16 protein-coding genes are annotated in these 12,333 nt (G+C 32.3%); 9 read left to right on the top strand and 7 right to left on the bottom strand.

Annotation, left to right across the window (positions count from 1 at the left end; translation table 11 throughout):
- Positions 1–56 precede the first annotated feature (56 nt).
- The gene (locus LY08_RS11740; RefSeq protein ID WP_111660639.1) at positions 57–878 is read left to right on the top strand and encodes a THC0290_0291 family protein; all 822 of its coding nucleotides are present in this window, start codon (positions 57–59) and stop codon (positions 876–878) included.
- Between the two features lie 71 nt (positions 879–949).
- On the opposite strand, the gene LY08_RS11735 is transcribed toward LY08_RS11740, so the two are convergent.
- Positions 950–2,089, bottom strand: coding sequence for a cystathionine gamma-synthase (locus LY08_RS11735; protein ID WP_111660638.1), 1,140 nt, complete (start codon positions 2,087–2,089; stop codon positions 950–952).
- A 73-nt stretch (positions 2,090–2,162) separates the two neighbouring features.
- On the opposite strand from LY08_RS11735, the gene LY08_RS11730 reads away from it, so the two are divergent.
- Complete coding sequence (locus tag LY08_RS11730; protein ID WP_111660637.1) at positions 2,163–2,906, top strand: PdaC/SigV domain-containing protein; 744 nt, start codon at positions 2,163–2,165, stop codon at positions 2,904–2,906.
- Here LY08_RS11730 and LY08_RS11725 read toward each other — a convergent pair.
- Positions 2,903–3,358, bottom strand: coding sequence for a DinB family protein (locus LY08_RS11725; RefSeq protein WP_111660636.1), 456 nt, complete (start codon positions 3,356–3,358; stop codon positions 2,903–2,905). The two genes, LY08_RS11730 and LY08_RS11725, sit on opposite strands and share 4 nt — an antisense overlap.
- Before the next feature lie 87 nt (positions 3,359–3,445).
- Between LY08_RS11725 and LY08_RS11720 the strand changes: the two genes are divergently transcribed.
- The 3 genes from LY08_RS11720 to LY08_RS11710 all read left to right on the top strand — a co-directional run bounded on the left by LY08_RS11720 (position 3,446) and on the right by LY08_RS11710 (position 5,236).
- Positions 3,446–3,928 (top strand): OsmC family protein, encoded by a 483-nt coding sequence (locus tag LY08_RS11720; RefSeq protein ID WP_111660635.1) that lies wholly within the window; start codon positions 3,446–3,448, stop codon positions 3,926–3,928.
- A 65-nt stretch (positions 3,929–3,993) separates the two neighbouring features.
- Positions 3,994–4,350, top strand: coding sequence for an arsenate reductase family protein (locus LY08_RS11715; RefSeq protein ID WP_111660634.1), 357 nt, complete (start codon positions 3,994–3,996; stop codon positions 4,348–4,350).
- Positions 4,340–5,236, top strand: coding sequence for a DMT family transporter (locus tag LY08_RS11710; RefSeq protein WP_111660633.1), 897 nt, complete (start codon positions 4,340–4,342; stop codon positions 5,234–5,236). Before LY08_RS11715 ends, LY08_RS11710 begins: the two co-directional genes overlap by 11 nt.
- Here the strand turns inward: LY08_RS11710 and LY08_RS11705 are convergent.
- On the bottom strand, positions 5,217–5,696 hold the full coding sequence (locus LY08_RS11705) for an acyl-CoA thioesterase (RefSeq protein WP_111660632.1): 480 nt from the start codon (positions 5,694–5,696) through the stop codon (positions 5,217–5,219). The two genes, LY08_RS11710 and LY08_RS11705, sit on opposite strands and share 20 nt — an antisense overlap.
- Before the next feature lie 116 nt (positions 5,697–5,812).
- Here LY08_RS11705 and LY08_RS11700 point away from each other — a divergent pair, with 116 nt between their 5' ends.
- The 3 genes from LY08_RS11700 (at position 5,813) to nadD (ending at position 7,968) form a co-directional block, all read left to right on the top strand.
- Positions 5,813–6,673, top strand: coding sequence for a YicC/YloC family endoribonuclease (locus LY08_RS11700; RefSeq protein WP_111660631.1), 861 nt, complete (start codon positions 5,813–5,815; stop codon positions 6,671–6,673).
- Positions 6,674–6,727: 54 nt separating this feature from the next.
- A complete protein-coding gene (gene gmk / locus LY08_RS11695) occupies positions 6,728–7,312 on the top strand; it encodes a guanylate kinase (protein WP_111660630.1) in 585 nt (194 codons plus the stop codon).
- A 77-nt stretch (positions 7,313–7,389) separates the two neighbouring features.
- On the top strand, positions 7,390–7,968 hold the full coding sequence (nadD, locus tag LY08_RS11690) for a nicotinate (nicotinamide) nucleotide adenylyltransferase (protein ID WP_111660629.1): 579 nt from the start codon (positions 7,390–7,392) through the stop codon (positions 7,966–7,968).
- A gap of 191 nt (positions 7,969–8,159) precedes the next feature.
- Here nadD and LY08_RS11685 read toward each other — a convergent pair whose 3' ends face one another.
- From LY08_RS11685 to LY08_RS11675, 3 genes are all read right to left on the bottom strand, one after another.
- Positions 8,160–8,762: a hypothetical protein gene (locus LY08_RS11685; protein ID WP_111660628.1), complete on the bottom strand. Its 603-nt coding sequence runs from the start codon at positions 8,760–8,762 to the stop codon at positions 8,160–8,162.
- A 167-nt stretch (positions 8,763–8,929) separates the two neighbouring features.
- Entirely contained in the window at positions 8,930–9,424 is a 495-nt protein-coding gene (gene lysM / locus LY08_RS11680; protein WP_111660627.1) for a peptidoglycan-binding protein LysM, read from the bottom strand.
- Positions 9,425–9,637: 213 nt separating this feature from the next.
- Entirely contained in the window at positions 9,638–10,594 is a 957-nt protein-coding gene (locus tag LY08_RS11675; RefSeq protein WP_111660626.1) for a nicotinic acid mononucleotide adenyltransferase, read from the bottom strand.
- A gap of 130 nt (positions 10,595–10,724) precedes the next feature.
- On the opposite strand from LY08_RS11675, the gene LY08_RS11670 reads away from it, so the two are divergent.
- Positions 10,725–11,726, top strand: coding sequence for an NAD(P)H-dependent glycerol-3-phosphate dehydrogenase (locus LY08_RS11670; RefSeq protein ID WP_111660625.1), 1,002 nt, complete (start codon positions 10,725–10,727; stop codon positions 11,724–11,726).
- 210 nt (positions 11,727–11,936) lie between these two features.
- Here the strand turns inward: LY08_RS11670 and LY08_RS11665 are convergent, their stop codons facing one another.
- Positions 11,937–12,332 (bottom strand): hypothetical protein, encoded by a 396-nt coding sequence (locus LY08_RS11665; protein ID WP_111660624.1) that lies wholly within the window; start codon positions 12,330–12,332, stop codon positions 11,937–11,939.
- Between the last annotated feature and the right edge of the window lies 1 nt (position 12,333).

Here is a 12,333-nt window from a genome sequence, read left to right as displayed (position 1 = left end):
CGTCGTAGTTTTATATATTTGTTGAATAAATTAGCCTCTAAAAACAAAGCTTTATTATGCTTAACCCTAAACAATTAACTCTAGCATTACTTATATTTCTAAGTGCTAGTACTGCATATTCTCAATTGGGTTTTTCTCATGAAATAGGAATAATTACTGGACCTGTAGCATTTAAATCTGACTATGGAGAGCGCTTTGATTACGAAACAAACGCTGGTAACTCTGGAATTGGTGTTGGTTTAGTACACTATATAAATTTTGCTTATCAAGCAGATTGTAACTGTTACACAACAGATAATTACTTTAATGATCACTTTAAATTACGTTCAGAAATCTCTTGGAATAAGACAAGATTAGACCATTTAGGTCAGTTTGTAGATCCTTCTCAAACAAGTGCAGATGCAGACAGGCTTAGAGCTCATTCTGGAGAAGCTAACAATTTAGATATAGGAATGCAATTAGAGTATTTTCCTTTAAGTATAAGATCTTTTCAAGCATTTGGTTACAAATTTGCACCATTTATTAGTTTAGGAGCTCACTATGTGTCTTTTAACCCAAAGGTAAGCACATCTTATCTTGGAGAAGGTGATCCTGGAAATATTAATAACTTAAATAATTTTTACAATCCTTGGTATGTAAATGACCCAACCAATTTACCTGTACCTATTGATGTTAGTGGCGGAAGCACATGGTCTATCGTGTCTAGTATTGGTGTTAGGTATAAATTAACTGTACTCTCAGATTTAATGATAGACTTAAGAGGTCAATATTATTTTAGCGATTGGGTTGATGGTTTAAACCATAAGTTAGAAGACTACAATAGATATAACGATTGGTTAGTTTGGTTAAATGTAGGTTACATTTATTACTTAGATTAATCTTTAAATAAAATATAACAAAAGCTCAAGTGTACACTTGAGCTTTTTTGTTTCCAACTTTTTAGATTAGCCTACCCTATGGCTTGTTTTAAATCGTTTATTAAATCTTCTTCATCTTCTATACCAACACTTAACCGTATCAAGCTATCTACTACACCAATGTTTTCGCGTTCTTGTTTTGGGATGCTAGCATGGGTCATACTTGCTGGATGTCCACAAAGGGACTCGACACCTCCTAAAGATTCTGCTAAAGTAAATACGTTAAGATTTTCAACTATTTTAATAGCTTGTTCAAAGTTATTGCCATTAGCTACAAAAGATATCATACCACCAAAATCCTTCATTTGTGCTTTAGCGATATCATGATTTGGATGTGTTTCAAAACCTGGCCAATAGACCTTTTCAATTTTAGGATGAGCAGCTAAGTAATGGGCAACAGCCTTACCGTTTTCACAGTGACGTTGCATTCTAACGTGTAATGTTTTAATTCCGCGAAGCGCTAAAAACGCATCTTGTGGACCACAAATAGCTCCACTTGCATTTTGTATAAAATATAATTTATTGGCTAACGCTTTGTCTTTAACAATTAATGCTCCCATAACTAAATCGCTATGTCCACCAAGGTATTTTGTAGCAGAATGCATTACAATATCTGCTCCTAAATCTAAAGGTTGTTGTAAATATGGAGTAGCAAAAGTATTATCCACCGCTAAAAGCACTTGATGTTGTTTGGCAATTTTTGCAGTAGCAATAATGTCAATAATATTCATCATTGGATTTGTTGGTGTTTCTACCCAAATCAGTTTTGTATTTGTATTGATGTAATTTTCAATATTAGCAGCATTTTGCATACCAATAAAATGAAATTTTATTCCAAAATCCTCAAAAATTTTAGTGAATAATCGATAGGTTCCGCCATACAAATCGTTAGTAGAAATTACCTCATCACCAGGTTTTAAAAGCTTCATCACTGCATCTATTGCAGCAAGTCCAGATGCAAATGCTAAACCATAAGTTCCATTTTCTATGCTCGCTAATGCGTTTTCTAGAGCTTGACGCGTAGGGTTATGTGTTCTTGAATACTCAAATCCTTTGTGACCACCAGGTGTAGATTGTGCATAAGTGGATGTTTGATATATTGGAGGCATCACTGCGCCATATGCTGGGTCGTGAGATTGGCCACCATGTATGGTTTTTGTATTAAATTTCATGCTGAAAACTTTTGTTAGCAACAAAAATAGTTTTTAATTCGTTGTATAAAAACTAGAACAATACCTTTAGTCTATGTTTAACACGTTATCTTATCCAAAATCTTTACTATTTTATGTAATTGCTTGTTTTTTGATGATGGCCTCTTGTCAGAAAAAAGCACCATTAACTTTTTCTGAAACTCTTATCACAAAAGATAAAGAAACTTTAGTTGAAGTGGTTATTCCCAAAGCAAACGGAACGTCTAAAATAGCCAAAAACATTAATAATACACTAACAACTTTTGCTTGTGATGTACTAAATATTGATAGTGCAAAAAGTAAAAAAGAAACTATAGAAGCTAGTGCTGAAGCTTTTAATGAGGCTTATGTTAATTTTAACAAGACATTGGAAAATGAATTTGACAGTATTTTACCAACTTGGGAAGCTTTTATAGATGGTGAAGTCTCTTATCAAAACGAAACTATAGTTAGTATAGCCATGAATGGTAGTATTAATACAGGATCACCAAGTAGCACATTAAAAACTAAATTTTTTAATTTTGATTTAGCAGATGGTAAGTCGTTATCTACAGAAGATATAGTTAACGATATGACAGCATTTAAAGCCTTGATTAAGAAGTATTATGACAAAGAGCTACTAACAACCTATACTAGTCTAAATGAAGAGACCAATACATTTAAACTACCTGAAACTATTGGGTTTAATGAAGATGGTGTCATCATTATTTATGGCAATGATGCGTTAGGACAATTAAACCAAAATATTATAGAATTTACGGTTCCATTTGCTGTAGTAGATCCTTATTTAAACTACTAAATATTTTTCTTTAAGGCTAAAATATAACCTAAGTGGATTCCTTCATGAAAGTTGTTAAACGCTATAGCTTCATCAACATTAGTTAGTGTGCTTTTAGTCGTTACAGTATATTCATGATATGTCTGAAATATCCTATTGTTATAATCTTCTTTAGTTTTTTCGATAGTAGAAAACAATAAGCCTTTTACCAAATCCACTTCTGCTTGACTAACATCTCGCACAACTTTGGTGCCTTTTCTGTAAGCATCCACTAAATCGTCACTAATTATCATGGGTAAACCGGATAATTTATAGACTAACAATTGTTGTGTCACAACAGTATGTGCCACATTCCAAAAAATATTGTTGCTATAACCCTCAGGAACTTTATTTAATTGTTCTAGAGTAAAAGTTTCTAAAAAATGCTTTAATAATGTTCTGTTTTTTATTGTGGTGTCAAATGCAAAATCCATAGTTTTCAATTTTAATTCAAAAAACTAATTTAAAAAATCTTAAACTAATTAGCATTCAATTTTTAACTTTAGATTTAAAACAACGCAATGAAAACACACAACTACCAATCAACCATCACTTGGACAGGTAACCTAGGTAACGGAACTGCTAATTATAAAAGCTATAATCGTAATCATACAATAACAATTCTTGATAAAGACAACCCTATTTTAGCAAGTTCAGATCCTGCCTTTTTAGGAGACAAAACCCGTTATAATCCAGAGGAGCTTTTACTGTCTTCCATTGCCTCTTGCCACATGCTTTGGTTTCTTCATCTTTGCGCTGTTAATAACATAATAGTCACTAAATATACCGATCAAGCCAAGGGTATAATGCAAGAAAACCAAGATGGTAGTGGGCAATTTACAAGTGTCACCTTACACCCAAAAGTGGTTGTAACACATGCAAGCATGATACAAAAAGCCAATCAATTACATCATGAAGCCAACAAGATGTGTTTTATCGCGCGTTCGTGTAATTTTCCAATACTGCATAACGCTTTCGCGGAAGCTTCGCCTTATGAGGTATAGTTTTCATTAAAAAGAGAATGCTTTTTTTATTAAAAAAAACGACCTTTGCCTAAATTTTAGATACCATGAAAAAAGTATACTACCTAAAAACTTGTAATACCTGTACCAGAATCTTAAACGATCTTAATCTACCTTCAGATTTTCAGCTACAGGACATTAAAGCCAATCCTTTAACTGTCAAACAAGTTGAGGAATTAAAAGCATTAACTGGTAGTTATGAAGCCCTATTTAGTAGACGTGCAAAGCTTTACAAAGAAATGGGTCTAAAAGACCAAACCTTAACCGAAAAAGATTACAAACATTATCTATTAGACCATTATACTTTTTTAAGCAGACCAGTTATAGTTATTGATAATGCTATATTTATTGGAAGTGCTAAAAAAACCATAGAATCTGCAAAACAAGCGCTACATGAAAACTAGATATTGGGCTTTATTAGCTGTCTTTTTTGTTCAGGTTTTTTACGGACTAAATTACACGTTTGCAAAAGATGTCATGGCTGGAGGATTTATTAAACCCTTTGGTTTTATATTAATTAGAGTTGGTGGTACAGCTCTACTATTTTGGTTAATTAGTTTTTTAGGCCCAAAAGAAAAAATTGAGAAAAAAGATTTTAAAACTTTTGTATTTGCTGCGTTATTTGGTGTAGCTGCTAATATGTTGTTATTTTTTAAAGGATTAGAATATACTACACCTATTCATGCGTCAGTTATCATGATAACTGCACCTATTATTGTACTAATACTCTCTTCTTTTTATCTACAGGAAAAAATAACAAACATCAAAGTTTTAGGAATTATTTTTGGTTTTGCAGGAGCTGCAGTATTATCTATTTACGGTAAATCTGCCAATCCAGCAGACAACGTCCTTTTAGGTAATATTATGGTGTTTTTAAACGCAACATCCTATAGTATTTATATAATTATTGTCAAAAAATTAACCTTAAAATACCACCCATTAACGTTTATAAAATGGTTGTTTTTATTTGGGTTTTTTATGGTTATACCATTTGGATATCATGAATTTACCACCATAGATTTTAGCTCGTTTACCAACTACATTTGGTTTTGTGTTGCTTTTGTGGTTATCTGTGCTACTTTTGGAACCTACTTGTTAAATCCATTAGGTTTAAAATATTTAAAAGCTTCAACAGTTACTGTATTTATTTACATGCAACCTTTAATAGCAGGTATTTTTGCTATAATAATGAAAACTGATAGTTTAACAAGTATTAAACTATTAGCGTCTTCACTTATTTTTTTAGGAGTGTATTTAGTAACTAAAAAGCCTAAAGTGATAAATGCTTAGGCATACGACCATGAATACGCATATCTTCTTTAGTTAAGGTTTTAAAGTCTTTAGTTCTTGGAAATTTATTAGCTAGTTCTAGTAAAGAATCTGTCAAACCAGTTAGTTTTCTAGTATTAAGATCTATCCAAGCTCCAGAAATTTCGCAAAAGGCTAAATTCTGACCTTTACTATCATAAAAATTATGGTCAAACTTAAAAAACATTCCGTCTTCACTTAGTCCAGACACTTCTAAACTAACTGTTATAGGTTGACCTAAAAAAGCTTCTTTAAAGTAATGTACGTGTTCATGAAACACGACTGGTCCAATACCAGCTTTTCCTAAAGTCATTAAAGAAAACCCATGATCTTGTAAAAAAGCAGTACGCGTATGCGACATAAAATTGATGTAAGCCGAGTTGGCTAAATGTCGGTTAGCATCAATATCACTCCATCTAATTTCAAAATCTTTTCTGTACATTTTATAAGTTTTAATTTCTTCAAAATTACAATTATTTACTCTGCATGCATAATAAATATTCCATTTCTTAAGCGTTAACATTTTACTTACCTTTGTAGCAATTAATTAGTGTTTATATGATTTATTCAATGACAGGTTATGGCAAATCCGTATTACAATTGCCTACAAAAAAAATAACAATCGAGTTAAAATCGCTTAACAGCAAAAACCTAGATTTGAATGCGCGAATGCCTTCAATTTACAGAGAAAAAGAATTAGACCTACGTAAACTTATTGCTAACCAGTTAGTAAGAGGAAAAGTAGATTTTTCTATCTACGTAGAAACCACTGCAGATGATACCTCTACTCAATTAAACGCTCCTGTTGTAAAGCAATATATGCATCAATTAAGAGAGCTTCTTAATACTAGTGAAGATCAAGAATTACTAAAAATGGCAGTACGTTTTCCTGATGCTTTAAATACTGTTAGAGAGGAAATTGATGACCAAGAATGGCAACAAATTGAAACAGAAATAAAATCTGCTTTAGATAGCTTAACAGACTATAGATTAAACGAGGGTAAAGTGCTTGAGCAGGATTTTAACGACCGTATTAAAAACATTGCAGATTTGTTAGAGCAAGTTATTGCAATGGATCCAGAGCGTATTGAAGGAGTTAGAGAGCGTTTACGTAAAGGGGTTGAAGAGCTTAGAGAAAAATATGACGAAAACCGTTTTGAGCAGGAACTAGTCTATTACATCGAAAAATTTGATATTACCGAAGAAAAAGTCCGCTTAGATAACCATTTAAACTATTTTACAGAAAGTATAAATAGTAAAGATTCTAACGGAAAAAAATTAGGGTTTATCGCTCAAGAAATTGGACGAGAAATCAATACCATTGGCTCAAAAAGTAATTATGCGCCTATGCAACAGTTGGTGGTACAAATGAAAGACGAGTTAGAAAAAATTAAGGAACAATTATTGAATGTGCTGTAAAAAGTAAGCAGTATTCAGTAGCAGCTAGTAGTATCTGCTTAAGTTAATTAAAGAATGAACGAAAACACCAAACAAGGCAAACTCATTGTATTCTCTGCACCATCAGGGTCTGGAAAAACAACCATTGTAAGGCATTTATTAAAACAAGAGCAACTAAATTTAGCATTTTCTATATCTGCAACGTCCAGAGAAAAACGCGGAACAGAAGTAGACGCTAAAGACTATTATTTTTTAAGCGCCAAGCAATTTAAGCAAAACATAAAAGACGATGCTTTTTTAGAGTGGGAAGAAGTGTATAGAGACAACTTTTATGGCACTTTAAAAACAGAAGTCGAACGTCTTTGGGCACTTGGCAAAAATGTTATTTTTGATATTGATGTTTCTGGTGGATTACGTATTAAACGAAAATTCCCAGACCAAACCTTAGCAGTTTTTGTAAAGCCTCCAAGTATTGACGAGCTTAAAATAAGACTAAAAAAACGTCAAACCGAAAGCAACGACAAAATAAACATGCGTATTGCTAAAGCTAGTGCAGAGTTAGCAACCGCACCTTTATTTGATGTGATTATAGAAAATGATAATCTAGAAAAAGCATTAATAGAAGCAGAAACTATTGTTGGCAATTTTATAAAAAAATAGCTGCATTATCACACTGAGCGCAGTCAAAGTGCAACTAAAACTAAAAAAGTCTTCCTTTTTAGAAGAATTAAATACAAATGAAAATAGGCTTATACTTTGGATCGTTTAACCCAATACACGTTGGGCATTTAATAATCGCCAACCAACTGGTTGAAAATAGCGATTTAGATCAAATTTGGTTTGTAGTAACACCTCATAATCCGTTTAAAAAGAAAAGCTCACTATTAGATAATCACCAACGGTTAGAAATGGTGTATTTAGCCACCAAAGACTACGATACGCTTAAAGAAAGTGATATCGAGTTTAACTTACCACAACCTAATTACACTGTAAATACCTTAGCCCATTTAACCGAAAAGCATCCAAGCAAAGAGTTTTCGCTTATTATGGGAGAAGACAATTTAAAAAGCTTCCATAAATGGAAAAATTATCAAGTTATATTAAGTAACCATCACATTTATGTGTACCCAAGAATTAGCGAAGGTACTGTAGAAACCCAATTTGATAATCACCCAAATATACACCATGTTGATGCGCCAATTATAGAGATTTCGTCAACCTTAATACGCAATAGTATTAAAGCTGGTAAAAACATAAAACCATTATTACCAGAACACGTTTGGTCGTATTTGGATGAGATGAATTTTTATAGATAAGTACTTTTTTTCAATATTTTGTCTTTTTTAAAAATTTCAACTAAATTAGATTAACGACTGATTTGAAAACATTTGTACTGAGCTTGTCGAAGTATTAAAACGTTTTTATATCATATAAGTTAAACGAAAATTTAATAGCAAAAAACACCAACCTCACAGTTGGTGTTTTTTATTAATTAATGTTAGCTATTCTATCTATCACTACCATCATCATCTATATTACAATCCGATAATAACCCTTCAACATACATTGCCCAATTATTACCATCAAAATCTAATCCTTCTGCCCAAGCAGTTTCTCCACCTGTCGGACCATTTACTTCAGCATGTGCTGCAAAACAATAATTTTCAGACAAAACTGAAGCATCGATATAATAACTTACGGTTGACACATCTTGACTATGTGTTGTAGAATGCTCAAAATGACCAATTTTAGGATTACCAGACCCAGTTGTTGGTATGCTTCTGTCATCACAATTTCCAATACTTAAATGAGTACCTTCAATGGACCAATCTTGATTGGTAGCATAGGTTATAATTAAATCTTGTCCATCAAAATCTACTGTTACTGTCCCAGCAATATGATGCTGTCCAGCTATTAAATTTGTTGTCATACAAGGGTCATCGTAGGTTGCTCTATAATTAGATATTGAAGCATTTCCAGAAGTTACCCTAAAATTAGGATTTGCAGTTTCAAAATTACTAACTGCATTAGAGTTGACTTTTTCTGTTTCGCAACTGGTTGCAAATAATAAAGTTAATAATACAAAGGAGATAAGGGATACATTTTTCATAATAAATAAATTAGTAGGTTAATATTATTAAATGTATTGATTATCCGATGTGTATCACAATTTAATCGATGTATTACTTAATAATTTATTAAAATCAAAGAAAAAGACTACAAAAAAACTCAATTAAATGAATTTAATTGAGTTTTTAAATATTAAAAATTTTTAGTTTAGTCTAAAGACGGAATACGTAACATTTGTCCTGGATAAATTTTATCTGGGTCTGTTAACATAGGTTTATTAGCTTCAAATATCTCTGGGTATTTCATAGCATTTCCATAATATTGCTTTGCTATTTTACCTAATGTATCTCCACTTACTACAGTATGAAATTGCGCTTCTGATATAACCTCCGCTACTTCAGCAACCGTCATTTGATCATCTACTGTAGCAATACCTTCGCTATTACCAACTAATAAAACTATTTTTTCTCTAGTAGCTTGGTCTGCTGCTTCACCAGAAATGGTTGCAGCATCATCGTCAATAAAAATATTTAACCCTGTTACGTGTAAATCTAAATCTCTTGCGGTTTGTTCCAGTTTTCTGGCTGCTAATGTTTCCATTTTTACTTCTGCTGCAGCAGCTTCTGCTTCTTCTTCTTTATCTGTTTTCCCGATCCCAAATACTTTAGCACCTGCGTTTTTAATAAATGAAAATAATCCCATAATTATATTAGTGTTTTAAATGTTGAATATATTGTTCTAAAGTTAGAAAATTAGTAAACCAACTGCAACTTATATTAACAATTCTTATGTTAATACATTACTAAATAATTAAACCACTTTTATACAAAAACAGAAGTATGATGGAAAAAGAAAACCGCCTAAAGCTATTGCTTTAAACGGTTTTACAAACTAACTAACTAATTCTATATGTATTTATGATTTGGTGTTTTGTCTAGTGTTCTCTCTAGTATTTTCTTTTTTTGTCGTGTGTTGCACACGCTTTTTAAGTCCAGAAGATTTAGTTTTATTAATTTCTGTTCCCACTTTTAAATACTCTATGTATCCTCTACCTGTAAACTGATAAACGGTTCCAGAACTTTGGTGATATAATTCAACACGTTGGTCGTTTATCACACTTAGCTCAAACTGCTCGTTATCAAAATAATCGTAATCTAAGACTAGTGTTTTTAAATACATATTATTGCTTACGTTTCCTACGTTATACAATCCTGTAAAATCCCAATATATATTGTCTGGATTAATTCCGTTTGGATCTTGACTGCTTCTAAACGTGTTGTCATTTCCACCAGATAAAAATTGCAGGTAGTTTTCGTTATCAAACTCGTTTAAAGCACCATAGTTACTGGTGTATGTTTTTTCCCAAGCTTCATACTCTTGTAAAAAGTATTGGATATTGTCATAGAATACATAGTCGTAATCAAAATTATTACGCTGGTAACCATGTAAAAAATAAGACGTATCATTAAATGGGTTATATAATTCTATAGTATTATTATCTATTTGATAGACATCAAAACTATCATAGCCATCAATGTCATGATCAATGTCCAAAATCATATCGTAAGCATTATAATATCCTATTGGGATACCAAATCCGTTACCCTGACTACCAATACCAACTAAGTTGTTATTAGCATATAGTGTTCCGTTTCTAAACGATACGGTAAAAGCTATTTGTAAAAAAGGAGATTCGCCAAAACCAATAGTTTCATCTATTGCTACATACCATAATTCATGGCTATTTAACAATTGATTAATACTTACTGGTGCAGAATCAAACCCATTATTGTCTACTACCACTTCTGTGTAACAAGAAGTAAATAATGTTGCTATTAAAGCAAATGTCGAAAGTAATTTTATCGTCTTCATAATCTGTCGTTTTAAGGATTGATACTTCACCATTTTCAAAAGGCGTGCCAAAAATGTTAAACTATTGATAATCAGTAAAATTTAAAGAGTTAATTTTTATGTATTTTTGAACTAGAAATTAATCCTTTATATGAGTCAACAATTAAAATACGCTGTTTTTGGATCTGGAAGTTGGGCGACTGCAATTGTAAAAATGCTGTGTGAAAATCTAAATGAAGTTGGATGGTATATGCGAAGTGTATATACTAAAGAACATTTACTTAAAGAACAACATAACCCTAGTTATTTAAGCTCTGTCGAGTTTCATTTAGAACAATTAAAGCTAAGCAATGATATAAATAAGATGGCTGCTTATGCAGACGTGCTAATTTTTGCTATTCCGTCTGCATTTATTCATTCAGAATTAGAAAAACTAACCATAGATATTACTAATAAAACTGTGGTTTCTGCGGTAAAAGGTATACTACCAGAATCTGGTTTACTGCTAGGCGAGCATTTTCATGATAACTACAACATCCCTTTTGAAAATATTGGTGTAATCGCTGGACCTTGTCACGCAGAAGAGGTGGCGTTAGAGCGTTTATCTTACCTTACAATTTCTTGTGCAGATCAAGATAAAGCACAAGCAATTGCAGATGTTTTATCTAGTGACTATATCAAAACTAAAATTAGTGACGATATTATTGGAACCGAGTATGCTGTGATGCTTAAAAATATTTACGCAATTGCTGCAGGAATTGCACATGGTTTGGGTTATGGAGATAACTTCCAAAGCGTACTTATGAGTAATGCCATACGAGAAATGAAGCGTTTTATTAAAAAAATGCATAAAATGAAACGTAACATTAACAACTCGGCTTACTTAGGTGATTTACTAGTAACTGGCTACTCTACGTTTTCTAGAAACCGTATGTTTGGAAATATGATAGGTAAAGGATACACGGTAAAATCTGCCCAAATGGAAATGAGTATGGTTGCAGAAGGGTATTATGCAACAAAATCTGCACATCTACTCAACGAAAAAAACAAAAAGAAAACCCGTACACCAATTATAGATGCAGTTTACGCAGTGTTATACGAAGGTAAAGATGCTAAAAAAGTATTTAAAAAACTGACGGATAGGTTGGATTAGTTTTGACTTGTCATTGCGAACAAGGTGAAGCAATTTGACTAATAGAATGTAAATTATTTAGGCGTTACCACAAGGGTCGGGCTTTCACTACTCGCTCTCTGCGAGGAGCTCAAACAAACCGTTCAATCCCTAACGCAATTATCTGCCAAGGTTTTTGCTTATACCAAAATATAGGTTTATTTACCAAGAGATTCCTGCCTACGCAGGAATTTATTTTACCAACACACCACGAGCCTCCATTAAAGGTATGGGTTGTAACGCTTTTAAATTTATGGTGTTTTTTCTAAACGTGTAGGTTTTATCAAACATCGTATTACCTTCAAAAAAAGTCACTTTAAACTGGTTGTTTAAAGCAAATAAGTCTTCTTGCATCAACTCTATCTTAGCGTAGCTTTTTTTAGGTAATTTATCTAGTTTTTTTCTGAATATGGAAGTCATTTTATCTTCAGAATAACCACTAGTTACAATTAGTATCGTGTCTAAATCAACGTCTTTATCGTTTATAATATAGGCATTCCAATCTTGGGTCTTATAGATGTCATTATACTCGTTAACAACTGCTATATAGACGTTTTCAACTTTTGGGATGTGAATGTCTTTTTTCAAT

The organism is Olleya aquimaris (assembly GCF_003259525.1).
Lineage (GTDB): Bacteria > Bacteroidota > Bacteroidia > Flavobacteriales > Flavobacteriaceae > Olleya > Olleya aquimaris.
Note: the sequence above shows the minus strand (reverse complement) of the source record. Positions and strands in the feature narration are given on the sequence as shown.

Excerpts from the sequence above, each read along its gene's own strand:
- LY08_RS11735 (WP_111660638.1), bottom strand. The coding sequence starts at position 2,089 with ATGAAATTTAATACAAAAACCATACATGGTGGCCAATCTCACGACCCA.
- LY08_RS11715 (WP_111660634.1), top strand. The coding sequence starts at position 3,994 with ATGAAAAAAGTATACTACCTAAAAACTTGTAATACCTGTACCAGAATC.
- LY08_RS11700 (WP_111660631.1), top strand. The coding sequence starts at position 5,813 with ATGATTTATTCAATGACAGGTTATGGCAAATCCGTATTACAATTGCCT.
- LY08_RS11740 (WP_111660639.1), top strand. The coding sequence starts at position 57 with ATGCTTAACCCTAAACAATTAACTCTAGCATTACTTATATTTCTAAGT.
- LY08_RS11670 (WP_111660625.1), top strand. The coding sequence starts at position 10,725 with ATGAGTCAACAATTAAAATACGCTGTTTTTGGATCTGGAAGTTGGGCG.
- LY08_RS11685 (WP_111660628.1), bottom strand. The coding sequence starts at position 8,762 with ATGAAAAATGTATCCCTTATCTCCTTTGTATTATTAACTTTATTATTT.
- LY08_RS11720 (WP_111660635.1), top strand. The coding sequence starts at position 3,446 with ATGAAAACACACAACTACCAATCAACCATCACTTGGACAGGTAACCTA.
- LY08_RS11705 (WP_111660632.1), bottom strand. The coding sequence starts at position 5,696 with ATGTACAGAAAAGATTTTGAAATTAGATGGAGTGATATTGATGCTAAC.
- LY08_RS11675 (WP_111660626.1), bottom strand. The coding sequence starts at position 10,594 with ATGAAGACGATAAAATTACTTTCGACATTTGCTTTAATAGCAACATTA.
- LY08_RS11710 (WP_111660633.1), top strand. The coding sequence starts at position 4,340 with ATGAAAACTAGATATTGGGCTTTATTAGCTGTCTTTTTTGTTCAGGTT.
- gmk (WP_111660630.1), top strand. The coding sequence starts at position 6,728 with ATGAACGAAAACACCAAACAAGGCAAACTCATTGTATTCTCTGCACCA.
- LY08_RS11730 (WP_111660637.1), top strand. The coding sequence starts at position 2,163 with ATGTTTAACACGTTATCTTATCCAAAATCTTTACTATTTTATGTAATT.
- nadD (WP_111660629.1), top strand. The coding sequence starts at position 7,390 with ATGAAAATAGGCTTATACTTTGGATCGTTTAACCCAATACACGTTGGG.
- LY08_RS11725 (WP_111660636.1), bottom strand. The coding sequence starts at position 3,358 with ATGGATTTTGCATTTGACACCACAATAAAAAACAGAACATTATTAAAG.
- lysM (WP_111660627.1), bottom strand. The coding sequence starts at position 9,424 with ATGGGATTATTTTCATTTATTAAAAACGCAGGTGCTAAAGTATTTGGG.